General features: G+C 69.8%; 19 protein-coding genes and 1 pseudogene. 10 read left to right on the top strand and 10 right to left on the bottom strand.

The window, feature by feature from the left end; translation table 11 throughout:
* Positions 1 to 36: 36 nt before the first annotated feature.
* Complete coding sequence (locus ACTWQO_RS20795) at positions 37 to 345, top strand: DUF6343 family protein (RefSeq protein ID WP_443238814.1); 309 nt, start codon at positions 37 to 39, stop codon at positions 343 to 345.
* A gap of 15 nt (positions 346 to 360) precedes the next feature.
* On the opposite strand, the gene ACTWQO_RS20790 is transcribed toward ACTWQO_RS20795, so the two are convergent.
* The 5 genes from ACTWQO_RS20790 to rpsA form a co-directional block, all read right to left on the bottom strand.
* Entirely contained in the window at positions 361 to 741 is a 381-nt protein-coding gene (locus ACTWQO_RS20790; protein ID WP_443238813.1) for a tetratricopeptide repeat protein, read from the bottom strand.
* Between the two features lie 190 nt (positions 742 to 931).
* Positions 932 to 1,537 carry a dephospho-CoA kinase gene (gene coaE / locus ACTWQO_RS20785; RefSeq protein ID WP_443238812.1) on the bottom strand — a complete coding sequence of 202 codons (606 nt, stop codon included), beginning with the start codon at positions 1,535 to 1,537 and terminating at the stop codon, positions 932 to 934.
* A gap of 39 nt (positions 1,538 to 1,576) precedes the next feature.
* Positions 1,577 to 2,515, bottom strand: a complete 939-nt coding sequence (locus tag ACTWQO_RS20780; protein WP_443238811.1) for a PAC2 family protein — start codon at positions 2,513 to 2,515, stop codon at positions 1,577 to 1,579.
* Between the two features lie 138 nt (positions 2,516 to 2,653).
* Positions 2,654 to 4,180: a flavin monoamine oxidase family protein gene (locus ACTWQO_RS20775; protein WP_443238887.1), complete on the bottom strand. Its 1,527-nt coding sequence runs from the start codon at positions 4,178 to 4,180 to the stop codon at positions 2,654 to 2,656.
* Positions 4,181 to 4,448: 268 nt separating this feature from the next.
* A complete protein-coding gene (rpsA, locus tag ACTWQO_RS20770; RefSeq protein WP_362945936.1) occupies positions 4,449 to 5,954 on the bottom strand; it encodes a 30S ribosomal protein S1 in 1,506 nt (501 codons plus the stop codon).
* Positions 5,955 to 6,098: 144 nt separating this feature from the next.
* Between rpsA and ACTWQO_RS20765 the strand changes: the two are divergent.
* Both ACTWQO_RS20765 and hrpB read left to right on the top strand, forming a co-directional pair.
* A pseudogene (locus ACTWQO_RS20765) lies at positions 6,099 to 7,132 on the top strand (class I SAM-dependent methyltransferase).
* A 4-nt stretch (positions 7,133 to 7,136) separates the two neighbouring features.
* Positions 7,137 to 9,623 carry an ATP-dependent helicase HrpB gene (gene hrpB / locus ACTWQO_RS20760; RefSeq protein WP_443238810.1) on the top strand — a complete coding sequence of 829 codons (2,487 nt, stop codon included), beginning with the start codon at positions 7,137 to 7,139 and terminating at the stop codon, positions 9,621 to 9,623.
* On the opposite strand, the gene ACTWQO_RS20755 is transcribed toward hrpB, so the two are convergent.
* The 3 genes from ACTWQO_RS20755 to ACTWQO_RS20745 form a co-directional block, all read right to left on the bottom strand.
* Entirely contained in the window at positions 9,613 to 10,605 is a 993-nt protein-coding gene (locus ACTWQO_RS20755) for a DUF3068 domain-containing protein (RefSeq protein WP_443238809.1), read from the bottom strand. The genes hrpB and ACTWQO_RS20755 overlap by 11 nt on opposite strands.
* A gap of 21 nt (positions 10,606 to 10,626) precedes the next feature.
* Complete coding sequence (locus ACTWQO_RS20750; RefSeq protein ID WP_155055294.1) at positions 10,627 to 10,761, bottom strand: SPW_0924 family protein; 135 nt, start codon at positions 10,759 to 10,761, stop codon at positions 10,627 to 10,629.
* Positions 10,762 to 10,930: 169 nt separating this feature from the next.
* Positions 10,931 to 12,652: a lytic transglycosylase domain-containing protein gene (locus ACTWQO_RS20745; RefSeq protein ID WP_443238808.1), complete on the bottom strand. Its 1,722-nt coding sequence runs from the start codon at positions 12,650 to 12,652 to the stop codon at positions 10,931 to 10,933.
* Positions 12,653 to 12,969: 317 nt separating this feature from the next.
* On the opposite strand from ACTWQO_RS20745, the gene ACTWQO_RS20740 reads away from it, so the two are divergent.
* Positions 12,970 to 13,809 (top strand): DUF4184 family protein, encoded by an 840-nt coding sequence (locus ACTWQO_RS20740; protein WP_443238886.1) that lies wholly within the window; start codon positions 12,970 to 12,972, stop codon positions 13,807 to 13,809.
* Here the strand turns inward: ACTWQO_RS20740 and ACTWQO_RS20735 are convergent.
* Entirely contained in the window at positions 13,745 to 14,149 is a 405-nt protein-coding gene (locus ACTWQO_RS20735) for a hypothetical protein (protein ID WP_443238807.1), read from the bottom strand. The two genes, ACTWQO_RS20740 and ACTWQO_RS20735, sit on opposite strands and share 65 nt — an antisense overlap.
* 221 nt (positions 14,150 to 14,370) lie before the next feature.
* Positions 14,371 to 17,097, bottom strand: a complete 2,727-nt coding sequence (polA, locus tag ACTWQO_RS20730; RefSeq protein ID WP_443238806.1) for a DNA polymerase I — start codon at positions 17,095 to 17,097, stop codon at positions 14,371 to 14,373.
* Between the two features lie 172 nt (positions 17,098 to 17,269).
* On the opposite strand from polA, the gene ACTWQO_RS20725 reads away from it, so the two are divergent.
* The 6 genes from ACTWQO_RS20725 to ACTWQO_RS20700 all read left to right on the top strand — a co-directional run bounded on the left by ACTWQO_RS20725 (position 17,270) and on the right by ACTWQO_RS20700 (position 25,111).
* Positions 17,270 to 19,549 (top strand): FdhF/YdeP family oxidoreductase, encoded by a 2,280-nt coding sequence (locus ACTWQO_RS20725; protein WP_443238805.1) that lies wholly within the window; start codon positions 17,270 to 17,272, stop codon positions 19,547 to 19,549.
* A gap of 47 nt (positions 19,550 to 19,596) precedes the next feature.
* Entirely contained in the window at positions 19,597 to 20,064 is a 468-nt protein-coding gene (locus ACTWQO_RS20720) for a PaaI family thioesterase (RefSeq protein WP_443238804.1), read from the top strand.
* Between the two features lie 62 nt (positions 20,065 to 20,126).
* Positions 20,127 to 20,807 carry a hypothetical protein gene (locus tag ACTWQO_RS20715; protein WP_443238803.1) on the top strand — a complete coding sequence of 227 codons (681 nt, stop codon included), beginning with the start codon at positions 20,127 to 20,129 and terminating at the stop codon, positions 20,805 to 20,807.
* Between the two features lie 224 nt (positions 20,808 to 21,031).
* Complete coding sequence (locus tag ACTWQO_RS20710) at positions 21,032 to 22,258, top strand: branched-chain amino acid ABC transporter substrate-binding protein (RefSeq protein ID WP_443238885.1); 1,227 nt, start codon at positions 21,032 to 21,034, stop codon at positions 22,256 to 22,258.
* A 133-nt stretch (positions 22,259 to 22,391) separates the two neighbouring features.
* Positions 22,392 to 23,321, top strand: coding sequence for a branched-chain amino acid ABC transporter permease (locus ACTWQO_RS20705; RefSeq protein ID WP_443238802.1), 930 nt, complete (start codon positions 22,392 to 22,394; stop codon positions 23,319 to 23,321).
* A gap of 5 nt (positions 23,322 to 23,326) precedes the next feature.
* Positions 23,327 to 25,111: a branched-chain amino acid ABC transporter permease gene (locus ACTWQO_RS20700; RefSeq protein ID WP_443238801.1), complete on the top strand. Its 1,785-nt coding sequence runs from the start codon at positions 23,327 to 23,329 to the stop codon at positions 25,109 to 25,111.
* The last annotated feature ends 3 nt before the right edge of the window (positions 25,112 to 25,114 follow it).

Genomic DNA, 25,114 nt, shown 5'->3' with positions numbered 1-25,114 from the left:
CCGAGGAGTACGTTGCAGACAGGAGTAGTGATCCCGATGCGTACGGGCAGTGAGCCGGCGACCGCGCGCAGTGCACTGCGGGCGCGCTTCTGGCTGAGCGTGTGGGGGCTGGTCTGGGCGGTCTTCGGCACGATCGCTTTCGCGCTCGCGGGACGCCCGGGGTGGGCGATCGCCTGCGGGGTGCTGTGGCTGGTGATCACCGTCGACATCGCGCTGATCCTCCGGCACATCCGCCAGGGCCCGCACTATCAGCCGGGCCGCGACATTCCGCCGTACCGACCGCCGGACCAGCAGTACCCGACCCGACCGCACCAGCGGCGCCCGCCGGGCCGGCAGCCCCCATGACCGACTGCCGGGCGCTCACCCGTCGAAGCGTGCCGCCTTGATGTACTCCGGGTTCGGGTCCAGGGCGGCCGCGAGCCGGAAGTGGCGCTTGGCCTCGTCGTGCCGCGCCTGACGCTCATAGGTGCGGGCAAGGGCGAAGTGCGCGAACGCGTTGTCCGGCTCGCGCTCCAGGACGATGGTGAACTCCAACTCGGCAGGTCGCAGTTGCGCGGCGGCGAAGAAGGCACGCGCGCGTAGCAGCCGTGCGGCGGTGTTCTCCGGGTGCGCCGCGATCACTCCGTCGAGCAGTTTCACCGCGCCCCGCGGGTCCCGTGCGGCGAGCAGATGCTCGGCGGCACGGAAGTCGATGACATGGGTCTCCGGAGTACGTCCGGTCGATCCGCTGGTCTCGGGCACGGCACAGTCCTTCCCTCACTCAACGGGTTCAACGCCCGCAACAGGGCCGCGATTCCGCGGTCGTCATCGAGCGGCGCCCTGTCGCGACGATCACCGAAGACCGGCGACCTGCGCAGGCGCCACCAGGCACCCGCGGTCGAGTAGTGGGTCACTGGCCCCTCGACGGCGACCCCGGCCCCTCCCCGGGCGGCTACCGCGACGCATGCGCCCGTCCGACGAGATCCGCCCAGACCTCGCGCACGCGTGCCTGAAGCTCCTCCAACGGTACGTCGTTGTCGATGACGATGTCCGCGATCTCCAGGCGCTTCTCTCGGGTGGCCTGCGCGGCCATACGCGCGCGTGCGTCCTGCTCCGTCATGCCGCGCAGCCGGACCAGCCGGTCGAGCTGGGTCTCGGGGCTCGCGTCGACGACGACCACGACGTCGTACAGCGGCGCGAGGCCGTTCTCCGCGAGCAGCGGCACGTCGTGGACCACCACGGCGTCCTCGGCGGCGGCGCTTTCGAGTTCACGGGAGCGCGCGCCCACCAGGGGGTGCACGATCCCGTTCAGCACGGCCAGCTTGTCGGGGTCGGCGAAGACGATGGAGCCCAGCTTGGGCCGGTCCAGGCTGCCGTCCGCGGCGAACACCTCCGTGCCGAAGGCCTCGACGACCGCCGCGAGTCCGGGAGTTCCCGGCGCGACGACCTCACGCGCGATACGGTCCGCGTCGATGAGGACGGCACCCTGCTCCACGAGCAGCCGTGACACCTCGCTCTTGCCGGCGCCGATGCCACCGGTCAGGCCCACTTTCAGCATGACCGGCAGCTTAGGGCCTGCCACTGACAGGGCACCCGGTCAGGTGTCGCCCTCCCGCTCCGCCAGGAAGCGCTCGAACTCCCGCCCGATCTCGTCCGCCGACGGAATGTCCATGGGTTCGGCGAGCATGTTGCCCCGCGTCTCGGCGCCCGCGGCGGCGTCGTACTGGTGCTCCAGGCCCTGGACGAGGGCGACCAGTTCCTCGTCGCCCTCCTGGATCTGCCGGTCGATCTCCGTCTGCGTACGGTAGGCGTCCGTGCGCAGGGCGTGGGCGATGCTGGGGAGGACCAGTCCGGTCGCTCCCGTGATGGCCTCCAGTACGGTCAGCGCGGCGTCCGGGTACGGGGAACGCGCGATGTAGTGCGGTACGTGCGCGGCGACGCCCAGGACCTCGTGTCCGGCTTCCATGAGGCGGTACTCCAGCAGCGCCTCGGCGCTGCCCGGCACCTGTGCCTCCTCGAACGGGCTGGTGTGTCCCGGGACCAGGTCGGTGCGGCTGCCGTGCGGGGTGAGGCCGACGGGGCGGGTGTGCGGGACGCCCATGGGGATGCCGTGGAAGTTCACGGCCAGTCGCACGCCGAGGCGCTCCACGATCTGCTGCACGGCCGCGGCGAAGCGCTCCCACTCCACGTCCGGCTCGGGGCCGGACAGCAGCAGGAAGGGCGCGCCCGTCGCGTCCTGGACGAGCCGCACCTCGATGCCGGGCACGTCGTAGTCGGTCCACCGGTCGCGCTGGAAGGTCAGCAGCGGCCGGCGGGCGCGGTAGTCAACGAGCCGGTCGTGGTCGAAGCGGGCGACGACCTGGTGGGGCAGCGAGTCGAGGAGCCGGTCGACGATCTGGTCGCCGGTTTCGCCCGCGTCGATGTAACCGTCGAAGTGGTAGAGCATGACAAGGCCGGCCGACTCCTGTGCCAGCGCCATGTCGACGACGGCCAGGCCCTTCGGCTCCCATGCGTACAAACCCTGCGGATCAAGCACTGTGACCGCTCCTCCTCGTGTTCGTACTGCACAACACAGCCCAGGACACGGGCATTCCCACCCGTGTCCCTGATCAGGCCTGTCTCATCGCGTTTTCATGCGGCACTGCTGGGCAGGGTCGACCGCCGCCCCAGTGGTTCACGAGGACAGCACGCGCGCGTGGAGGGCTGTTACGGCTTTCCGGGCGGACGTGAACGCGCCGTGCTGCCAGGCGTCGGTGTAGCTGAGCCAGTCGCCGGCGAAGTAGACGCGGCCGGTGGGCTCGTTCAGCGGCTTGTAGCGGACGTCGTCGGGGCCGCCGGGCGTGTCGTGCCAGGCGGCCTCCAGGTGGGGTGTCTGCCGCCAGTGGTGCGAGAAGGAGGAGGCGAGGTCGGTGCGGTACTTCTCGCCGTAGATCTTCACGCCCGCGGCGACCGCGCGCGCCTCGCGCTCCTTGGGGCTGAGCTTCGCGTACGCGTCCGCGGCGTCGTCGTAGTTGTAGTAGCCGATGACGATGCCGCGTTCGCGGTGGAAGCCGTACGAGGGATGCCAGATGTGGCTGACGTCCTGGTCGGTCTCGGTGATGCCGCCGTAGATGTGGTGGTCCAGTTCCCACCAGCGGGACTTGTACTCCAGCCCGATCTTCGCCGCCGACGACGGCGTGATCGCCTTCAGCGCGGACTGCACCCCGGAGCCCAGGTTGTGCGGCACCTTGGCAAGGATGTTGGGCGGCAGGGCGGCGATGCAGAAGTCGGCCTCTACGACCTTCGTACGCCCGCCTTGCGCATACGCGACGGACACCCCGCCGCCCGTGTCGGTGATCTTCGAGACGACCGCTCCCGTACGCACCCGATGCGCGCCGATCGCCTTGGTCAGCGCCCTGGGAATCCGGTCCATGCCGCCGACCGGCTGGAACATCAGCATGGCCTGGTCGAACCCGAACTCGAAGGAGAAGTACCGCCCGACGCCACTGGCGAACACCTCGGAGGCGCTGGGGATGTCCCCGAGCAGCACACCGGGGGTCCCGGCCGCGGCGGGCACGGTGGTGTACCCGCGGCGCTCGCCGCCCTCGTACGTCAGCTTGTCGCCGAGTTCGCCCCAGTTCTCCAGGAACTCGATCAACCGTTCCTGATCGGTGGCCGTCAACTCCTTGTCGAGAGCACCCTTGTTGGTGGCCTTGGCGAGCAACTCCGAGACATAGCCGTAGACATCGGCCTTCGCCGTGCGATAGCGCATCGGCTTGGTCATTCCGGCGGACTCGTTGTAGAGATACGCATCGGCGTTGACGTTGGTGAACACCTCGATGGGCACGCCGAGTTCGCGGCAGTAGTCGAGGGTGACCATCCACTGCGGAATGCGCGCGGGCCCGGTGTTCATGTACTCGCCGTCACCGAAGTGCGCGGTCTGCCGGTTGCCGTAGAGGTCGACGGTCGTGTCCCCACCGCGAACAGTGAAGTTACGTCCGCCCGCGCGGTCCCTGGCCTCCAGCACCGTACAGTCGTAGCCGGCCTTGCCGAGTTCGTACGCGGCCGCCAGCCCGGCAATCCCACCCCCGACGATGACGACCTTCGCGGCACCACGTCCGGTAAGCGTGAAGTCACCCGCACTGAGCGCCCGGAAGGGCTCCTCCCGCCGAGCGGCCTGGGCGGTGGGGGCGAGCCCGAGGGCCCCCATGGTGGCGAGCATGGTGCCCGCGCCGCTGGTGACACCGACATTGCGGAGGAAGGCACGGCGACTGGTGCCGGGTGCGTGCTGAGTCTGCGCCATGTATCGGCTCCCTTTTCCGATCACGATTGATCGGGGGAGCCTCCCAACGACCGGTTACGGCCCATCAGTTACTCGTGTATCCCGCACGTTTCTACAAAGGTGGCGATGGTGCCAGATACGACTGAGGGGCCGTACCTCGAAAGGTACGGCCCCTCAAACTAACCACTATGCCTCAGTGGGCCAGCGTTCAGCTCTGCCCACCCGCCAGCTTCTCCCGCAGCGCGGCAAGCGCCTCGTCCGAGGCCAGCGCGCCGGAGTTGTCCGGGCCCTCGGAGGAGTACGAACCGCCGCCACCACCGGACGCGGCCGGAGCCGCACCCGCCGTGTCGCCGCCCTCGGCCGCGGCAGCGGCGTCGGCCTCGCGGGACTTGATGACCTGCTGCTGGTGCTGCTCGAAGCGCTGCTGCGCCTCGGCGTACTGGCGCTCCCACTCCTCGCGCTGCTTCTCGTAGCCCTCGAGCCAGTCGTTGGTCTCGGGGTCGAAGCCCTCGGGGTAGATGTAGTTGCCCTGGTCGTCGTACGACGCGGCCATGCCGTACAGCGTCGGGTCGAACTCGACGGAGGCCGGGTCGGCACCGAAGGACTCGTTGGCCTGCTTCAGCGAGAGGCTGATGCGACGGCGCTCGAGGTCGATGTCGATGACCTTGACGAAGATCTCGTCGTTGACCTGGACGACCTGCTCCGGGATCTCCACGTGGCGCTCGGCCAGCTCGGAGATGTGGACCAGACCCTCGATGCCCTCGTCCACGCGGACGAACGCACCGAACGGAACCAGCTTCGTGACCTTGCCGGGCACGACCTGGCCGATCTGGTGGGTGCGGGCGAACTGCTGCCACGGGTCTTCCTGGGTCGCCTTCAGCGACAGGGAGACACGCTCGCGGTCCATGTCGACGTCGAGGACCTCGACGGTGACTTCCTGGCCGACCTCGACAACCTCGGAGGGGTGGTCGATGTGCTTCCAGGACAGCTCGGAGACGTGGACCAGACCGTCGACGCCACCCAGGTCCACGAAAGCACCGAAGTTGACGATCGAGGAGACCACACCGGAGCGGACCTGCCCCTTCTGGAGGGTCGTGAGGAACGTCTGGCGGACCTCGGACTGGGTCTGCTCCAGCCAGGCACGGCGGGACAGGACCACGTTGTTGCGGTTCTTGTCCAGCTCGATGATCTTGGCCTCGAGCTCCTTGCCCACGTACGGCTGGAGGTCGCGAACGCGGCGCATCTCGACGAGGGAGGCCGGCAGGAAGCCACGGAGGCCGATGTCGAGGATGAGACCACCCTTGACGACCTCGATGACGGTACCGGTGACGATGCCGTCTTCTTCCTTGATCTTCTCGATCGTGCCCCAGGCACGCTCGTACTGAGCGCGCTTCTTGGACAGGATCAGACGGCCTTCCTTGTCCTCCTTCTGGAGAACAAGGGCCTCGATCTCATCGCCCACGGCGACGACCTCATTGGGGTCGACGTCATGCTTGATGGAGAGCTCGCGGCTCGGGATAACGCCTTCGGTCTTGTAACCGATGTCGAGCAGGACCTCGTCCCGGTCGACCTTCACGATGACGCCGTCGACGATGTCGCCGTCGTTGAAGTACTTGATCGTCTCGTCGATCGCGGCGAGGAAGGCTTCCTCGTTACCGATGTCGTTGACCGCAACCTGCGGGGTGGTGGCGGTGGTCTCGGTGCTGCTCGTCATGTGGGAAAGGGCTCCGGTACGGACATTGAAGTCGTAGGTACTGCTTACGCCGGGAGCCCGTTTCGCTCTGCAGAAGCCGGACAGCCTAGGAAGCGCCACCGAAAACACTGGTGGCGCCTCGACAACCGAGGGGACATACAACAGATGCGAGCGCAGCCTGCTACGTCTGAGGAGCGCAGGCCCGCAGCGCAACTTGTAGCATACGGGGGCAGCCGGACAGGGTCAATGCGCGAAGGCGCACACCCGGGGCGGATCGCCGCAATCCCGGCACAATACGTGTCCCTTGAGGCCACGCATGGCCCAAGGCACCCCTCGCGTGACACCACCGCGACGGGGTTGGACGGAAGAGTACGACGAGGGAGCCGATCATCCAAGAGCCCGAAGCGTTCGAGCCGGAAGCCACCCGACGTGACGCCGGAGTCACGGAGAGCGCCCGGGCAAACCGGGGCTGGTGGGACCGCAACGCGGACGAATATCAGACCGAGCACGGCACGTTCCTCGGGGACGACCGATTCGTGTGGTGCCCCGAGGGCCTGGACGAGGTGGAGGCGGAGCTGCTCGGCCCGCCGGAGGAGCTGAAGGGCAAGGACGTCCTGGAGATCGGCGCCGGCGCGGCCCAGTGCGCGCGCTGGCTGGCCGCCCAGGGTGCCCGGCCGGTGGCCCTGGACCTCTCCCACCGCCAGCTCCAGCACGCGCTGCGGATCGGTACCGCGTTCCCGCTGGTGCAGGCGGACGCGGGCGCCCTGCCCTTCGCCGACGCCTCCTTCGACCTGGCGTGCTCGGCGTACGGGGCGATGCCGTTCGTCGCCGACCCGGTGCTGGTCCTGCGGGAGGTCCGCCGGGTACTGCGCCCCGGTGGCCGTTTCGTCTTCTCCGTCACGCACCCGATCCGCTGGGCGTTCCCGGACGAGCCCGGCCCCGAGGGGCTGAGCGTCTCGGCCTCCTACTTCGACCGCACTCCGTACGTCGAGCAGGACGACGACGGCCACGCGGTCTACGTCGAACACCACCGGACCCTCGGCGACCGCGTCCGGGACGTCGTCGCGGCGGGCTTGCGGCTGGTGGATCTGGTCGAGCCGGAGTGGCCGGAGTGGAACACCTCGGAATGGGGCGGCTGGTCGCCGTTGCGGGGGAACCTGATCCCGGGGACGGCGATCTTCGTGTGCGTACGAGACTGAGTGCGTGATCCGTTACGACGCCCTGGAGGCGCTGCCCGTACGTGGCGCCCTGCCCGCACTGCACGGCGCCCTGGACGCGCACGGCACCGCGGTCCTCGTGGCACCGCCCGGCACGGGCAAGACGACCCTCGTGCCACTCGCTCTGTCCGGACTGCTCGGGGACGGTCCCGCACGCCGTGTGATCGTGGCCGAGCCGCGGCGGATCGCGGCGCGGGCCGCGGCCCGGCGGATGGCGTGGCTACTGGGCGAGAAGGTCGGCGAGAGCGTCGGCTACACCGTGCGCGGGGAGCGGGTCGTGGGGCGCCGCGCGCGCGTGGAGGTCGTCACGACCGGCGTGCTGTTGCAGCGGCTGCAGCGCGACCAGGAGCTGGCGGGCGTGGACGTGGTGGTGCTCGACGAGTGCCATGAGCGGCATCTGGACGCGGACACGGTGGCCGCATTCCTGTGGGACGTACGGGAGACCCTGCGCCCGGAGCTGCGGCTGGTGGCCGCGTCCGCGACGACCGACGCTCAGGGCTGGGCGCGGCTGCTGGGCGGGGCGCCGGTGGTCGAGGCCGAGGGGGTCTCGTATCCGGTGGAGGTGGTGTGGGCGCCACCGGTGCGTCCGGTACGGCCGCCGCACGGCATGCGGGTCGACCCGGCGCTGCTCACGCATGTGGCGTCGGTGGTGCGGCGGGCGCTGGCCGAGCGGCCGGGGGACGTGCTGTGTTTCCTGCCGGGGGTCGGGGAGATCGCGCGCGTGGCCGGGCAGCTGGGCGGCCCGGGGGATGTCGAGGTGCTTCAGGTGCACGGGCGGGCGCCGGCGGCGGTGCAGGATGCCGTGCTGTCCCCCGGTGTGCGGCGCCGGGTGGTGCTGACGACGTCCGTGGCCGAGTCCTCTTTGACGGTTCCCGGCGTGCAGGTGGTCGTCGACTCGGGGCTTGCGCGCGAGCCGCGGGTCGATCATGCGCGCGGGCTGAGCGCGCTGACGACGGTACGGGCCTCGCAGGCGGCCGGCCGGCAGCGGGCGGGGCGTGCCGGGCGGGAGGCGCCGGGGGCGGTGTACCGGTGCTGGGCGGAGGCCGAGGACGCGCGTCTGCCGCGTTTTCCGTCACCGGAGATCAAGGTGGCCGATCTGACGGCGTTCGCCCTGCAGGCGGCGTGCTGGGGCGATCCTGAGGCCTCCGGACTGGCGCTGCTGGATCCGCCGCCGGGTGGGGCGATGGCGGCGGCGCGGACCGTGCTGTCGGCGATCGGGGCGGTGGACTCCCACGGGCGGGCCACGGAGCGTGGGAGGCGGTTGGCGCGGCTGGGGTTGCATCCGCGGCTGGGACGGGCCCTGCTGGACGCCCCCGGTGGGGGCGCGGAGGTCGTGGCGCTGCTCTCCGAAGAGGTGCCGCGGGATTACGGGGATGATCTGGTGGCTGCGCTGCGCACCGCCCGGCGTGGCGGTGACGCCTATGCGGGACGGTGGCGGGCGGAGGTGCGGCGACTGCGGGCCGCTTCGGAGGGGGTTTCCGCTCCGTCCGCCGGTGACTCCGACGACCGTCTTGTCGGACTGGTCACCGCCCTCGCGTTCCCCGAGCGCCTCGCCAAGGCCGACGGGGCCTCCTATCTCATGGTGTCCGGGACGCGTGCCGAGCTCGGGGAGGGGAGTGCGCTGCGGGGCGCGGCCTGGATCGCCGTGGCCGCGGCGGATCGGCCCGTGGGCAAAGGGCACGCGCGCGTGCAGCTTGCCGCCGTGGTGGACGAGGACAGGGCACGGTCGGCGGCCGCCTCGCTGTATTCCGAGGGCCAGGAGGTCCACTGGGCCGACGGGGACGTCGTCGCCCGGAGGGTCGAGCGGCTCGGGGCGATCGAGCTGGCGGTGCGGCCGCTCAAGAGCCCCGACCCCGTCCTCGTACGCGATGCCCTTCTCGACGGGCTGCGGCAGGAAGGGTTCGGCCTGTTGCGCTGGTCCCCCGATGCCGAGGCACTGCGGCAGCGGCTCGCCTTTCTGCGTCTGCACCTCGGTGAGCCGTGGCCCGATGTCTGTGATGACGCGCTCCACGCGCGCGTGGAGGAGTGGTTGGAGCCGGAGCTGAGCCGTGCGCGGCGTCGTGCGGATCTCGCCCGTATCGACGCCGGAGCAGCGCTGGCCCGGCTGCTGCCCTGGGCCTCCGGTGACGCCGCCCGGCTCGACGAGCTCGCGCCCGAGCGGATCACCGTGCCCAGTGGGTCCAGAATCCGGATCGACTACGCCAACCCCGAGCAGCCTGTCCTCGCGGTGAAGTTGCAGGAGATGTTCGGGCTCCAGGAGTCGCCGAGCCTCGCGGGCGTGCCGGTGCTCGTGCATCTGCTCTCCCCCGCCGGACGGCCCGCCGCCGTCACCGCCGACCTCGCGTCGTTCTGGAGGGACGGCTACAAGGGCGTGCGGGCGGAGCTGCGCGGCCGGTATCCGAAGCATCCGTGGCCCGAGGACCCCGCCACCGCCGAGCCGACCCGGCACACCAACGCCCGACTCAGGCGCTGACCGGCTCCGGTGCCGCCGTCTGAACGCCCGCGGGGTCGGCGGGGCGGCGGCTGCGGGCCTCCAGGTAGAGGGAGAGCGACAGCAGCAGGGCGCCGAGGAAGAGGAAGCCCCACGGCAGGTACGACGTCATCAGCAGGACCAGGGTGCGGTTGGAGTTGACCAGGTCGACGGTGGACTTGATGTAGTCCTCGCGCATCTTCACGTGCCCGGCGAACGCCGTCACCTTGTCGCGGTCGCCGAGCAGGGAGCCGCCGCGGAGTTCCTCCTTGTGGATCTCCTCGCCGTAGACGGGGGCGCCGGTGAGGGGTTCGACCCAGAACTTACGGACGGTGGTGTACCAGCGGGTGGTGCCGGTCTTGGCGACCGATTCCGGTGTGATGCCCTGGACCGGCATCGTCTTGGGCATCGGCACCTTCGTCCACGGAATGGTCTGCTCGAAGTAGTAGACCTCGACGCCGCGGAAGTCCTGTGTGCCCTTGTAGTGGATCGGCGCCGTCACGCGCGCCTGCGCGTCGAAGTACTCGTAGTCCCGTTTCTCCGCCATGAACGGCCACTTGAACTCGATGCCGTCCCGGCGCACCGGGTCACCGTCGACCATCTCGCCCGTGGCGTGAACGGGTTCCTGGGTGTGGGCGTCGAAGATGTAACGCTCGGGGATCTTGGAGACCATCTTGCCGTCGGGGCCGACGACGTACGACAGCCCGTCCCAGACGACGACGTCCTTGCCCGCGGTCTTCTCGATCTTCTCGGACTCCTCCACGTTGCCCTTGAGGGTCTGCACGATGGTGACCTTGGGGACCTTGCGCGCCTGCATGGTGCCGTAGTCGAGGAGGGTCGCGTCCTTCGCCTCAAGGACCATGTCCTGGTACTGGTTCGGCGGGATCTTGGCCAGGCGCGGGAAGGCGTACCAGCGCAGCAGTGGGGACAGCGCCGCGAAGAACACGGCGAGGGCGAGCAGGATCAGGCTGGCCTTGCGGCGCATCTCGGCCTCCCTCCCGGGTGGTCAGGGGTGTGCGGGCACCGTTGTCAGGAGCGGCTTCGGAGAGGTCTCGCCGGTGGGTGAGCCCAGCGCCGTGATGGTGAGCACGAGGGCGAGCGCGACGGCGAGACCGGTCGCGGCGGCGATCAGGGCGCGCATAGGGACGCCTCCCGACAGGCGGAACTGATACATCGTCAGGTCCGGCACCGTAGCAACGGGCGGCTGAGATGAGAACACGTTGCACACACAACGACGGCGCCCCCTCGGTGAAGGGGCGCCGCCGCCGTCGTAGAAAGCCGTATGAAGGTGTGGGAGGGAGTACGAGGGGCTACGCGCTGGGGCTTGCCGACGGGCTCGGCGAGGACGTCGCCGCGGGCTCCTCCACCGTCAGCATGACCGTGAGCGTCGCCCCGCCCGCGGTGTCGATGCGGAGCAGGAACGTGCCGGTGGTGTCGTCCGCGTACAGCTTGGGCAGCTTCAGCAGCCCGTTCTCGTCGGTCTTGAGACCCGTCAGGGTGCGTACGGTCTTGCCGTTCGCGTCCTTGAAGTAGGGGCCCTTGTCGTTCTCGGACGGGTCGAGCACCGACTTGATCAGTGTGGCGGTGGCGGCGACCTTGTCCGCGGCCTCGCCCCGGTATGTCGCCTTCACCTCGACCTGCTCGGCGAACTCGCCGCCCGCCGGGCAGGTCAGCGCGGTGCCGCTGGTGCGGGTGAGGGCGCTGGCGACACGTTCGGTGACGGTGGCCGTGTAGCTGACGGCGCTGACGGTGCGGCCGACGACGGTGGCGCGGACGGTGAAGTCGCCCGTCTTCTCCCCCGCCTTCAGCGCGGGCGCGACGGCCACACCGGAGGCGTTGGTGACGACCGTGGCCACGCTCTCGCCGCCCGCGAAGGTGGCGTCGGAGTCGCCGGTGATCGTGAAGCGGATCCTGACCTTGCCGACCGCCTCGCCGTCCTCGGTCTCGGCACGGGTGCTGATCTTCTGGGTGAACGCGTCGCCGGCCATCGCGGTGAGGTCTGGGGTGCCGGCGTCTTCCAGGTGGTCCACCGTGTCAGTGGGGGTCGGGGCCGGGGTGCCCGGGGTGCTCGGGGAGCCCGACGGCGGCTTGGGGCTCGGGCTCTGGGAGCCGCCCCCATTGTTCGCTGGGGGCTTCGGGCTCGGATTGGGCGTGCCCGGCGGACGGGGCGAGGGGCTGGCACTCCCCCCGCCGTTGTTGGTGTCGCTGCGGTCCCTCGGCAGCGTGCCCGTGCCGTCCGGGACCTCGTGCGTGCCCTTGCGGTAGTACTCCAGCCACGACAGGACCAGGTTCAGGTAGTCCTGCGAGTTGTTGTAGCTGAGGATCGCGCTGCTCAGGTCGGACTCGGTGGACAGGTCCCAGCCGTAGCGGCACAGGTAGTGGCCCGCGGCGAGTGCGGCGTCGTAGATGTTGTTCGGGTCCTTCTCGCCGTCGCCGTTGCCGTCGCGGCCCGCCCATGACCAGGTGGACGGGATGAACTGCATGGGTCCGACGGCACGGTCGTACGAGCTGTCATCGTCGAACGCGCCGCCGTCGGTGTCGCTGATGTTCGCGAAGCCGTTGCCGTTGAGCTGCGGGCCGAGGATCGGGGTGAGGGTGTTGCCGGCGGAGTCGACGCGGCCGCCCTGGGCCTGGCCCGACTCGACCTTGCCGATGGCGGCGAGGAGTTCCCAGGGCAGGTTGCAGCCGGGCTTGGACGCCCGGAGCGACGCCGCGGCCTGCTTGTAGGCGTCGAGGACGGTGGCGGGTATGCCCGCCTCCGCCGCACCGCGGGAGGCGGGGCTGCCGATGGTCGGCGTGGGGCTGGGGGTGTTGAGCGGCGGCAGGTCCGTGTAGTACGGCGAGTTGCCGGTCGCGCTCTCCGCAGGGGGGTCCGCGTCGGGGGTGGACTGGGCGTCGCCGGCGGTCCGCCTGCCGGAGTCGTCGACCGTGACGCCCGGCGCCTGGGACGCGGACAGCGCTGCGACCGCCAACGCGGCCGCGGCCGTCGTTGCCGCACCTGCGCGCAGCCTCCTGCCGAATTGCGCCGCCATAAAGTGAACCCCTCCCGTGGGCGCTGCGCGCCCTTCTCCGACTGCTGTGCTCGCCCTGAGGGACGATCGGCCCGCCGCCGCGGTTGCCCTCACGGGGCCCGCCGGTGTTCTGTTGATGGGGTCGGTCACGCCCCTGGGAATGCCGACTCAAGTGACCCTACGACAACTTGCTTTCCACGGGCACCCGTTCGAGCCGGGTCTTAACCGGTTGGCCATATGTCGTTGGGCCGCTACGACTGCGCCGGTCATCCCGCATACTGGACGTCGATGATCAACGGGACCGGCAGGTCCGCCAACGTCCGCCGCGGGGGATGCAGTTGCCGTTCACGCTGAGCCATGCGGCGGCCGTGCTGCCCGCCGTACGCACCGACGGAACCGGCCGCGGCCCGCTTGTGCCGGTCGCGCTCGTGGCCGGTTCCTTCGCGCCCGACATGACCTATTACGCCGCGAGTGTCCTGCCCGGGGCGATGGAATTCGGCGATGTCACCCACTCGTTCGGCGGCGTCTTCACCATCGATGTGGTCCTCGCCTGGGTCCTCGTGGGGCTGTGGCTGCTGATGCGTGAGCCTCTGGTGGCGCTGCTGCCGCGGGAGCGGCAGGGCAGGGTGGCCGCCCTGGTGCGCTGCGGCGGCCCACGCGCGCGTGTCCGGCCGTCCCTCTTGCTGTGGTGGTACGTCTCCGCCGCGCTCGGCGCGCTGACGCATGTCGTGTGGGACGCGTTCACGCATCCCGACCGGTGGGGGATGCGGCTGTTTCCCGTCCTGGGCGAGGAGGTGGCCGGCTCACCGTTGTACTGGTACCTGCAGTACGGCGGCTCGGCGGTCGCCGCGGTCGTGATCGCCGTGTTCGTGGCGAGCGCGCTGCGGCGGACTCCGTCGGTCGAGCCGGTCGGGGTGCCTGCTCTGTCGGTGCGGGACCGGTGGGTGGCGGGTGCGGTGATCTGCGGGTGTGCGGCGGTGGCTGCGGTGGAGCGGGCCGTGGGCTGGTGGGCCTACTGGGGTTCCGTCGCGGAGCCGTGGGAACTGATTCCGACCCTGTGCTTCGGGGCCGGCGCCGGGCTGGTCCTGGGGCTGCTGCTGTACGCCGTCGGCGTCAGGGTGTGGCGCGGGTCCCCGGCGGTTCCGGAGCGGAGCCGGAGCCGTCCGGCCGCCCGCTGACCGTGGACGCGGTCGCGATGAACACGGTGACGGTCTGCACGGGGCGTGACCGTGGCAGCCGGGAGAGGACCAGGGCCAGGTAGCTGCGGGCCAGGTCGGTCCACAGACGCCAGTCCGGCCTATGCCGTGGCCGTACGACGGGCCGCTCGCTGTCACTGAACCTGTGTCGGAGCCTTGCGGCCGCCCCGCGCAGGGCCGCCGGGAGGTCGGTGGGGATGCGGGCGGTGCTTGCGGCGGCCGAGAAGACCGGGACCGGTGGGGGCGGCGGGGGCGGGGTCGCGTCGGCGTTCGCCTGCGCCAGTGCCCATGCCGTCCGGCGGTTGAGCATGCGTATACCCATGCGGGCATCTTTACGGGCGGTGGGGGTGGGGGCGTTTTCGCGGGGGCCACGCGGGTGACGGGGCCTTTGGGGGTTGGCCGGGTCCTACGCGTCTGCCGGGTCGCGGTTGTGTGGAGGCTGCGGGTGGTTTGTGGCTGGTCGCGCAGTTCCCCGCGCCCCTCAGGGCGTGCAGTCCCGCCTGCCTAGCGGCACGGCCAGCCACTCGGCTCAATCGCCGCCCGCTAGTGCGCTGCCGACTCCCAGTCCGGGCCTGCGCCCACGGAGACGCCCAGGGGGACGTTGAGGTGGACGGCGTTGGCCATTTCGTGGCGGACCAGTTCTTCTGTGGCGGCGCGCTCGCCGGGGGCGATCTCCAGGACGATTTCGTCGTGGACCTGGAGGAGCATGCGGGAGGTGAGGTTGGCTTCGCGCAGGGACCGGTCCACGTTGAGCATGGCGATCTTGACGATGTCGGCGGCGGTGCCCTGGATGGGTGCGTTGAGGGCCATCCGCTCGGCCGCCTCACGGCGCTGGCGGTTGTCGCTGTTGAGGTCGGGGAGGTAGCGGCGGCGCCCGAAGAGGGTCGCCGTGTAGCCCGTCGCCCGTGCCTCGTCGACCGCGCGGCGCAGATAGTCCCGTACGCCGCCGAAGCGCTCGAAGTACGCGTCCATCAGGGCACGCGCCTCGGCCGCCTCGATGTTCAGCTGCTGGGAGAGGCCGAAGGCCGACAGCCCGTACGCCAGGCCGTACGACATCGCCTTGATCTTGCGGCGCATCTCCGCGTCGACCGCGGTGGGCTCGACGGCGAACACCTGCGAGGCGGCCGTGGTGTGCAGGTCCTCGCCGGAGGTGAACGCCTCGATCAGGCCCTCGTCCTCGGAGAGGTGGGCCATCACGCGCAGCTCGATCTGGCTGTAGTCCGCGGTCATCAGGGACTCGAAGCCCTCGCCGACGACGAAGCCCCGGCGGATGGCCCGGCCCTCGTCCGTGCGGACCGGAATGTTCTGGAGGTTCGGGTCGGTCGAGGACAGGCGGCCTGTCGCCGCGACCGTCTGGTTGAAGGTGGTGTGGATACGGCCGTCCGCCGCGACCGTCTTGATCAGGCCCTCCACGGTGACGCGCAGCTTGGCCTGCTCACGGTGGCGGAGCATGATCACCGGCAGTTCGTTGTCCGTCTGGCCGGCGAGCCAGGCCAGTGCGTCGGCGTCGGTGGTGTAGCCGGTCTTGGTGCGCTTGGTCTTGGGCAGGGCCAGCTCGCCGAAGAGGACTTCCTGGAGCTGCTTGGGCGAGCCCAGGTTGAACTCGTGCCCGGCCGCCGCGTGCGCCTCCTTCACCGCCTGCTGCACCGCGCCGGCGAACATCTGCTCCATGGCCTCCAGATGGGCCCGGTCGGCGGCGATGCCGTGCCGCTCCATGCGGGCCAGCAGCGCGGACGTCGGCAGTTCCACGTCCCGCAGGAGGTCCGCGGCGCCCACTTCCTGGAGCCGCTCGCCGAAGGCCTCGCCGAGGTCGAGGATCGCGCGGGCCTGGACCATCAGGGCGTCGGCCTCGGCGCCGTCGTCCGTGCCGAAGGCGAGCTGGCCGTCGGCCGCGGCGGCCGGGGCCAGCTCGCGGTGGAGGTACTCCAGGGACAGCGCGTCCAGGTCGAAGGAGCGGCGGCCCGGCTTGACCAGGTAGGCGGCGAGCGCGGTGTCCATGGTGACGCCGTCCACGGTCCAGCCGTGCTCGGCGAAGACACGCATCGCGCCCTTGGCGTTGTGGAAGACCTTGGGGCGGCCCGCGTCGGCCAGCCAGGCGGCGAACGACGTCTCGTCCGCCTCGTCCAGCTGCGAGGGGTCGAACCAGGCGGCCGCTCCTCCGGGCGCCGCCAGGGCCACCTCGGCGACCGAGCCGGCGCCGAGCGCCCAGGTGTCGACGGTGGCGACGCCAAGTGTGTCGGTGCCGTGCTCCGTCAGCCAGGGGGCGAGCTCGCCGGTGGCGAGCGCCTTGCCGTCCAGCTGGACGCCGTCCGTGGTGACCGGGGTCGTCTCGGCCTCCTCGGCGCCGGGGTCGACGGCGAAGAGGCGCTCGCGCAGCGACGGGTTGCGGATCTCCAGGGTGTCCAGCACCATCGCGACCGCCTTGCGGTCGTACGGCGCCCGCTCGAGGTCCGTGACCGTCTTCGGCAGCTCCACCTGCCGCTCCAGCTCGGTGAGCCGGCGGTTGAGCTTGACGGCCTCCAGGTGATCGCGCAGGTTCTGCCCGGCCTTGCCCTTGACCTCCTCGACGCGCTCGACGAGGTCCGCGAAGGAACCGAACTGGTTGATCCACTTCGCGGCAGTCTTCTCACCGACGCCGGGGATGCCCGGCAGGTTGTCGGAGGGGTCGCCGCGCAGGGCCGCGAAGTCGGGGTACTGCGCCGGCGTCAAACCGTACTTCTCGAAGACCTTCTCCGGCGTGAACCGGGTCAGCTCGGAGACGCCCTTCGTCGGATACAGCACCGTGGTGTGCTCGGAGACCAGCTGGAAGGAGTCCCGGTCGCCGGTGACGATCAGCACGTCGAAGCCGTCGGCCTCGGCCTGGGTGGCGAGGGTGGCGATGACGTCGTCCGCCTCGAAGCCGTCCACCGCGAAGCGGTGCGCGTGCATCGCGTCGAGCAGCTCGCCGATCAGCTCGACCTGGCCCTTGAACTCGTCCGGGGTCTTGGAGCGGTTGGCCTTGTACTCCGTGAACTCCTCGGAGCGCCACGTCTTGCGGGAGACGTCGAAGGCCACCGCGAAGTGGGTGGGCGCTTCGTCGCGCAGTGTGTTGGCGAGCATCGACGCGAAGCCGTAGATCGCGTTCGTCGGCTGGCCCGTCGCGGTCGTGAAGTTCTCGGCGGGCAGCGCGAAGAACGCGCGGTAGGCCAGCGAGTGCCCGTCCATGAGCATCAGCCGCGGGCGGTCGCCGCCGGGGGTGCTGTCGGTCTTCTTCGATGCTGTTTCTGCCACGCCCCCGATCCTGCCACGCCCCACTGACAGTCGGGACCGCGGTGACTTCGGTCCCGCGGAAACCGGCGCCGGCGATCTCCGCAAGCCCGACCGCGAGCGTTGTCACCGGCGCGTGCGAGGATCGGAGATGTACCACACACGCAGTGGCAGCAGTCGTAGAGGAGAGCGTGCGATGGCAACGAAGCCGCCCCAGGGTGATCCGGTTCAGGACGCGCCGCAGGTCGCCGAGCCGCAGCACGCGGCGGCGGGGCTCCCGGCCATCGGGCACACCCTGCGTGTCGCCCAGCAGCAGATGGGTGTGAAGCGGACCGCGCTGACCCTGCTGCGCGTCAATCAGAAGGACGGCTTCGACTGCCCGGGCTGCGCCTGGCCGGAGCCGGACCACCGGCACAAGGCGGAGTTCTGTGAGAACGGCGCGAAGGCGGTCGCCGAGGAAGCAACCCTGCGCCGGGTCACCCCGGAGTTCTTCGCCGCGCACACGGTCGCCGACCTCGCCACCCGCTCCGGCTACTGGCTGGGCCAGCAGGGGCGGCTGACGCACCCCATGTATCTCCCCGAAGGGGGAGATCGCTACGAGCCGGTCACCTGGGACCGCGCCTTCGACATCGTCGCCGAGGAGCTGAAGAACCTCGGCTCCCCCGACGAGGCCCTCTTCTACACCTCCGGCCGGACGAGCAACGAGGCCGCCTTCCTCTACCAGCTGTTCGCCCGCGAGTTCGGCACGAACAACCTGCCGGACTGCTCCAACATGTGCCACGAGTCGTCCGGCTCGGCGCTGTCCGAGACGATCGGCGTCGGCAAGGGCAGCGTCCTGCTCGAAGACCTCTACCAGGCGGACCTGATCATCGTCGCCGGCCAGAACCCCGGCACCAACCATCCGCGCATGCTCTCCGCCCTGGAGAAGGCCAAGGCCAACGGCGCGAAGATCATCAGCGTGAATCCGCTGCCCGAGGCGGGCCTGGAGCGCTTCAAGAACCCGCAGACCCCCCAGGGCATGCTCAAGGGCGCCGCGCTCACCGATCTGTTCCTACAGATCCGCATCGGCGGCGACCAGGCCCTGTTCCGCCTGCTCAACAAGCTGATCCTGGACACTGACGACGCGGTCGACGAGGACTTCGTACGCGAACACACCCACGGCTTCGAGGAGTTCGCCGAGGCAGCCCGCACCGCCGACTGGGACGAGACACTCACCGCGACCGGTCTCGAACAGCGGCAGATCGACGAAGCCCTCCGGATGATCCTCGCCTCCGAGCGCACCATCGTCTGCTGGGCCATGGGCCTCACCCAGCACAAGCACGCCGTGCCGACCATCCGCGAAGTGGTCAACTTCCTGCTCCTGCGCGGCAACATCGGCCGCCCCGGCGCGGGCGTGTGCCCGGTGCGCGGCCACTCGAACGTGCAGGGCGACCGCACCATGGGCATCTTCGAGCGCCCCGCCCCCGCCTTCCTGGACGCCCTGGAGAAGGAGTTCGGCTTCGCACCCCCACGCGAGCACGGCTACGACGTCGTACGAGCCATCCGCGCGATGCGCGACGACAAGGCGAAGGTCTTCTTCGCCATGGGCGGCAACTTCGTGTCCGCCTCCCCCGACACCGAAGTCACCGAGGCGGCGATGCGGCGCGCCCGGCTGACCGTGCACGTCTCCACGAAACTCAACCGCTCACACGCCGTCACGGGCGCGCGGGCGCTCATCCTGCCCACGCTGGGGCGCACCGAGCGGGATCTGCAGGGCAGCGGGGACCAGTTCGTGACCGTCGAGGACTCGATGGGCATGGTGCACGCCTCCCGCGGCCGGCTGGAGCCCGCGAGCACCCATCTGCTGTCGGAGCCGGCGATCGTGTGCCGCCTGGCCCGCCGCGTCCTCGGGGACGCGTCCCGGACGCCCTGGGAGGAGTTCGAGAAGGACTACGCCACGATCCGCGACCGCATCGCGCGCGTGGTGCCCGGCTTCGAGGACTTCAACGCGCGCGTCGCGCACCCCGGAGGCTTCGCGCTGCCGCACGCCCCGCGCGACGAGCGCCGCTTCCCCACGGCCACCGGCAAGGCCAACTTCACCGCCGCGCCGGTCGAATACCCACGGCTGCCCGAAGGACGGCTGCTGCTGCAGACGCTGCGCTCGCACGACCAGTACAACACCACGATCTACGGCCTCGACGACCGCTACCGCGGCATCAAGAACGGCCGTCGCGTCGTCCTCGTCCACCCCGAGGACGCCCACGCACTCCGCATCCCGGACGGCTCGTACGTCGATCTCGTCAGCGAATGGCAGGACGGCGTCGAGCGCCGCGCGCCCGGCTTCCGCGTCGTGCACTACCCGACAGCACGGGGCTGCGCGGCCGCCTACTACCCCGAGACCAACGTCCTGGTCCCGCTCGACGCCACCGCGGACACCAGCAACACCCCGGCCAGCAAGTCCGTCGTCGTACGTCTGGAACAATCGGCAACCGACTGAGCGTTTGCTCAGTCGGATGCGACCGACGACGAAACGGAGCCGGCCCCATGGGCGAACAGCAGCACGTGAAGTTCCCGCAAGAGGTCATCGACGAGTACGCCGCGCTCGGCGTCGACCTCGTCGCCATGTTCTCGGCCGGACACCTGGGCACGCGCATGGGGGTGCAGATCGTCGAGGCATCCGCGGACCGCGTCGTCGGCACCATGCCCGTCGAGGGCAACACCCAGCCGTACGGACTGTTGCACGGCGGCGCGTCCGCCGTGCTCGCCGAGACCCTCGGTTCCGTCGGCTCCATGCTCCACGCCGGCAGCTCCAAGATCGCGGTCGGCGTCGACCTCAACTGCACCCACCACCGCGGCGCACGCTCCGGACTCGTGACCGGCGTGGCCACGCCCCTGCACCAGGGGCGCTCCACGGCGACGTACGAGATCGTCATCAGTGACGAAGACGGACGGCGGGTCTGCACCGCCCGGCTGACCTGCCTGCTGCGGGACGTCCCAACGCCCGCGGCCTGACCGGGTTTTCGGCTGGGCAACCGCTCCCGGCTCCCCTACCGTTTCCCCATGAGGCGGCCCTCATGACCGGAATCGGCCCCGTCGAGCCCGTCGACTCGCCGGGGTCCGAGGAGAGTTGCCCGACCATCGGCTCCGACCGGACACGACGGGCGGAGCATTGGAGTGCGCGCTGGGCCCGGCTGTCGCCCAAGACCCGCAAAGCCGCCCTCGGCGCGGCGGCGATCGCCCTGGTCGCGGCGGGAATTCTGGTGCCGCCCGCCCTCACGCCCGAAGACCGCGCCGAACCGCAGGACACCCCCGTCCCCTGGCCCGCCAACGTCACCACCTGGCGCTACCTCGGACTGGCCACCCCTCACAAACCCGGGGCCACCAGCGGCCGCTTCCTGTTCGCCGTGACCGTCGACCACGGGCCGCCCGTCAGCCTCGAGGTCTCCGGCACCGCCTTCGACGGGCTCACCGCACACGCCGTGCCCTGGCCCTCCTTCCTCGTGCCCGGCGGAACAACCCTCCGGATCGCCGTCGAGGTATCCGTATCCGACTGTTCGGGAGTGCCCCTCAATGCGGACCTTCCCTTTCTCGACGTAACGCTGCGTAACACGCGCGCAATACAGCACCACAGTTTCATCTTCGGAGGCGCGTACTCCCACGACCTTTCCCGGCTCCTCCAGGGCGCCTGCGCCCCAATACCGGCAGCGCCGCCCGCACGGCCAACCGGAAGTGCAAGTTCTCAAAATGTGGACTGAGGGGGATGTCACCCAAAAGGATGAACAGTGCCCTTCACCGAACCGCACACACCTGCACGTCATAACAAGAAAGTCACAAGCCAGCGCACGGCGATGCCCCCGGCGCAAACCGGGCTTAGAGTCACGGCCAGTCACCGCTCCATCGGGAGTTCGGTACCAGCGCGGCACCCGCCGCCCCACCCGGGCGGACGTGACTGCGGAAAGGACTGATTGTGCGACGTTCCTTGGTGATACTTACCTCCGTCCTCGCGACCGGAGCTCTGACGCTCACCGCCTGCGGCTCCCGAGACGACAGTGGCGGCGACGGCAGCAACGGAGACACCACCACACTGACCATCGGCGTGGACGCCCCGCTGTCCGGCGAGAACTCCACCACCGGTCTCGGCATCCAGTACGGCGCCCAGATCGCCGTCGACGACGCCAACAAGAACAAGACCGTCCCCGGTGTCACCTTCAAGCTGAAGGCCTACGACGACAAGGCCCAGCCCGCCACCGGCCAGTCCAACGCCACCGCGATCACCGGCGACAAAACCGCCGTCGGCGCCGTCGGCCCCCTGAACTCGGGCGTCGCCCAGTCGATGCAGCAGGTGTTCGCCTCGGCCAACATGGCCCAGATCTCCCCCTCGAACACCAACCCCGAGCTGACCCAGGGCAAGAACTGGCAGACGGACAAGAAGCGGCCGTACAAGACGTACTTCCGCACCGCCACCACCGACGAACTGCAGGGCAGCTTCGCCGCCGACTACGCGTACAACGGCATCAAGAAGAAGAAGGTCTTCGTCGTCGACGACAAGCAGACCTACGGCGCCGGCCTCGCGAAGATCTTCACCGAGCAGTTCAAGAAGCTCGGCGGCACCGTCGCCGGATCCGACCACGTCAACACCGGCGACAAGGACTTCGGCTCCCTCGTCACCAAGGTCAAGAACTCCGGCGCCGACCTCCTCTACTACGGCGGCCAGTACGACGAGTCCGCGCTGATCACCAAGCAGCTCAAGGACGGCGGAGTCAAGATCCCGCTCTTCGGCGGCGACGGCATGTTCGCCTCCACCTACATCGAGACCGCGGGCGCGGCCTCCGAAGGTGACCTCGCCACCGCCGTCGGCGTCCCCGCCGACACCCTGCCCGCCGCCAAGACCTTCATCGAGACCTACAAGGCCAAGGGCTACAAGGGTGACTACGGCGCCTACGGCGCGTACTCCTACGACGCCGCCACCGCCATCATCAACGCCGTGAAGGCCGCCGTCGAAGCCAACGACAACAAGGTCCCCGACGACATCAACGACCTGCGCTCCACCGTCGTCGACGAGGTCCAGAAGTCCAACTTCGACGGCATCTCCGGCAAGGTCTCGTTCGACGAGTACGGCGACACCACAAACAAGCAGCTCACGGTCTACAAGGTCGAAAAGGGAGCGTGGAAGGCAGCCAAGACCGGCACCGCCGACCTCGGCTGACCCAGGCCCCCCACAACACCAGCACCACACCACGGGCCGCGCGGAAGGGGACCCCGACCGCGCGGCCCTTGCCACACCCCACCCCTGCACACGACCAGTGCACACGACCACCAGCGACTATGGAGGCCATGCGGTGAACACCCTGCCGCAGCAGCTGGCCAACGGGCTGCTCCTAGGCTCGATGTACGGGCTGATCGCCATCGGCTACACGATGGTGTACGGCATCGTCCAGCTCATCAACTTCGCGCACGGCGAGATCTTCATGACCGGGGCCTTCGGCGCCCTCACGGTCTACTTCTACATCCTCCCCGACGGCACCTCGATGGCCATCGCCGTCCCCATGATGCTGATCGGCGGCGGAATCGTCGCCATCCTCATGGCCGTCGGAGCGGAACGGTTCGCCTACCGACCACTGCGCGGAGCACCACGCCTGGCACCGCTCATCACCGCGATCGGCCTCTCCCTGGCCCTCCAGGAAGTCGTACGCAACTTCTACCCCGACGCCGACCGGGCCCGCGCCTTCCCCGGCCTCGACACCACCCACGACATCGGCTCCATCACCATCAAGGACGCCGACATCTTCCTCATCGTGGCCGCCATCATCTGCATGTCCGCCCTGGCCTTCTTCGTCCGCAAGAGCCGCACCGGCCGCGCGATGCAGGCCACCGCCCAGGACCCGGACACCGCCCAGCTCATGGGCATCGACACCAACCGCATCATCGTCATCGCCTTCGCCATCGGCGGCTTCTTCGCCGCCGTCGCAGCAGTGGCGTACGGCCTGAAGTACGGCAACGTCGACTACCGCATGGGCTTCCTCATGGGCCTCAAAGCCTTCACCGCAGCCGTCCTCGGCGGCATCGGGAACATCTACGGCGCCATGCTCGGCGGCCTCGTCCTCGGCATCGCCGAAACCCTCGCCTCCGCCTACATCGACGGCATCCCCGGCATGGACAAGCTCGGCGGCCAGGGCTGGGCCAACGTCTGGGCCTTCGCCCTCCTCATCCTCGTACTCCTCGTCAGACCACAAGGCCTGCTCGGCGAACGCGTCGCGGACAGGGCGTGATCACGATGACCAACATCACCAAGACCACCCCCGCCACCCGCGGACTCATCCCCCTGCCCCTCGCGGCAGCCCGCGCGCTCCTCCTCATCGGAGGCATCGCCACCGCCGCATCCGCCTTCCTCGCCTGGACCTGGACCAGCGAATTCCCCGGCGACCTCACCATCAGCGGCTACCCCGGCGGCCTCCAGTGGCTCACCTTCACCGCCGGCGTCCTCACCGCCCTCTTCACCCTCGCCACCTACGGCATCCGCGGCCTCGGCTGGCTCATACCCGGCCGCAACAACGCACCCCTCGCCCTGCTCGCCCTCGGCGGCCTCGGCGTCACCTGGTACACCGTCATCGCGATCACCGTCGAACTCGGCGGCGTCGTCAACCTCGAACCCGGCGGCTGGATCGCGGCCATCGCGTCCCTCCTGCCCGTCATCGGCGCCTTCGCCCTCCCCGAGCAGCGCAGCGACGACACCAAGGAAAACCTCAAGGCGTACCTCGCCAAGCCCGACGGCATCCCCGCCTCCCAGCCCCTCGGCGGATGGGCAGAACGCGCCGTCATCACCGTCGTCACCGCCATCGGCCTCTTCGTCTTCACCTACGGCATCGACACCGAGTACGGCCAACTCTTCGTCGGCTACCTCATCGTCACCGTCTTCGCCGTCTGGGCCCTGCACACCGCAGGCCTCATCGACCGCTTCTCGCGCATCGTCGCCCACAACCGCAGCTTCACGCTCGCCATGGGCTTCGTCGCCGCGATCGCGTTCCCCTTCACCCAGACCGACGACCACTACGCCAACATCGGCGTCAACATCCTGATCTTCGGGACCGTCGCCCTCGGCCTGAACATCGTCGTCGGCCTCGCCGGACTCCTCGACCTCGGATACGTCGCCTTCCTCGGCGTCGGCGCCTACACCGCCGCCCTCGTCTCCGGCTCCGAGTTCTCCACCTTCTCCGGCGTCCAGTTCCCCTTCTGGGCCGCCGCCCTCGCCGGCGCCGCCGCATCACTGCTCTTCGGCGTCCTCATCGGCGCCCCCACCCTGCGACTGCGCGGCGACTACCTCGCCATCGTCACCCTCGGCTTCGGAGAAATCTTCCGCATCGCCGTCAACAACATGGACGGCGACTCCGGCCCCGACATCACCAACGGACCCAACGGCATCCCGGCCATCCCGGACCTCAACCTCTTCGGGTTCAACCTCGGCGAATCCCACGACATCGGCGGCTTCACCCTCGGCCGCTTCGCCAACTACTACCTGCTGATGGTCCTCATCATGGCCATCGTCGTCCTCGTCTACACCCGCGCCGCCGACTCCCGTATCGGCCGCTCCTGGATCGCCATCCGCGAAGACGAGACAGCCGCCACCGCCATGGGCATCAACGGCTTCCGCGTCAAACTCATCGCCTTCGCCCTGGGCGCCGCCCTCGCCGGCCTCGCCGGCACCGTCAGCGCCCACGTCACCTACAGCGTCGTACCGACGCCCTACCAGTTCGCCGGCTCCACGCCCCCGAACTCGGCGTTCCTCCTCGCAGCAGTCGTCCTCGGCGGCATGGGCACAGTCGCAGGCCCCATCCTCGGCGCCGCTCTGCTCTACCTGCTCCCCGAGAAGCTCGTCTTCCTCCAGGACAAGTCACTGCTCGCCTTCGGCGTCGCCCTCATCCTGCTGATGCGCTTCCGCCCCGAAGGCATCATCGCCAACCGACGCCGCCAGCTCGAATTCCACGACACCGGCCAACTCGACATACCAGATACAACAACACTGACCGGCGAACCGGCCGCCGTCACCAAGACGGGGGCGTGAGCA

It is taken from the genome of Streptomyces sp. 4N124, from assembly GCF_052245395.1.
Classification (GTDB): domain Bacteria; phylum Actinomycetota; class Actinomycetes; order Streptomycetales; family Streptomycetaceae; genus Streptomyces.
The sequence above is the reverse complement of the archived record's forward strand: the minus strand, read 5'-3'. Positions and strand labels throughout refer to the sequence as shown.

Bases quoted from the DNA above. Each gene is read 5' to 3' on its own strand.
- ACTWQO_RS20795 (WP_443238814.1), top strand. From the start codon at position 37: ATGCGTACGGGCAGTGAGCCGGCGACCGCGCGCAGTGCACTGCGGGCG.
- coaE (WP_443238812.1), bottom strand. From the start codon at position 1,537: ATGCTGAAAGTGGGCCTGACCGGTGGCATCGGCGCCGGCAAGAGCGAG.
- ACTWQO_RS20775 (WP_443238887.1), bottom strand. From the start codon at position 4,180: ATGCTCGCCACCATGGGGGCCCTCGGGCTCGCCCCCACCGCCCAGGCC.
- rpsA (WP_362945936.1), bottom strand. From the start codon at position 5,954: ATGACGAGCAGCACCGAGACCACCGCCACCACCCCGCAGGTTGCGGTC.
- ACTWQO_RS20755 (WP_443238809.1), bottom strand. From the start codon at position 10,605: ATGCGCCGCAAGGCCAGCCTGATCCTGCTCGCCCTCGCCGTGTTCTTC.
- ACTWQO_RS20750 (WP_155055294.1), bottom strand. From the start codon at position 10,761: ATGCGCGCCCTGATCGCCGCCGCGACCGGTCTCGCCGTCGCGCTCGCC.
- ACTWQO_RS20745 (WP_443238808.1), bottom strand. From the start codon at position 12,652: ATGGCGGCGCAATTCGGCAGGAGGCTGCGCGCAGGTGCGGCAACGACG.
- ACTWQO_RS20735 (WP_443238807.1), bottom strand. From the start codon at position 14,149: ATGGGTATACGCATGCTCAACCGCCGGACGGCATGGGCACTGGCGCAG.
- ACTWQO_RS20725 (WP_443238805.1), top strand. From the start codon at position 17,270: ATGGCAACGAAGCCGCCCCAGGGTGATCCGGTTCAGGACGCGCCGCAG.
- ACTWQO_RS20720 (WP_443238804.1), top strand. From the start codon at position 19,597: ATGGGCGAACAGCAGCACGTGAAGTTCCCGCAAGAGGTCATCGACGAG.
- ACTWQO_RS20715 (WP_443238803.1), top strand. From the start codon at position 20,127: ATGACCGGAATCGGCCCCGTCGAGCCCGTCGACTCGCCGGGGTCCGAG.
- ACTWQO_RS20700 (WP_443238801.1), top strand. From the start codon at position 23,327: ATGACCAACATCACCAAGACCACCCCCGCCACCCGCGGACTCATCCCC.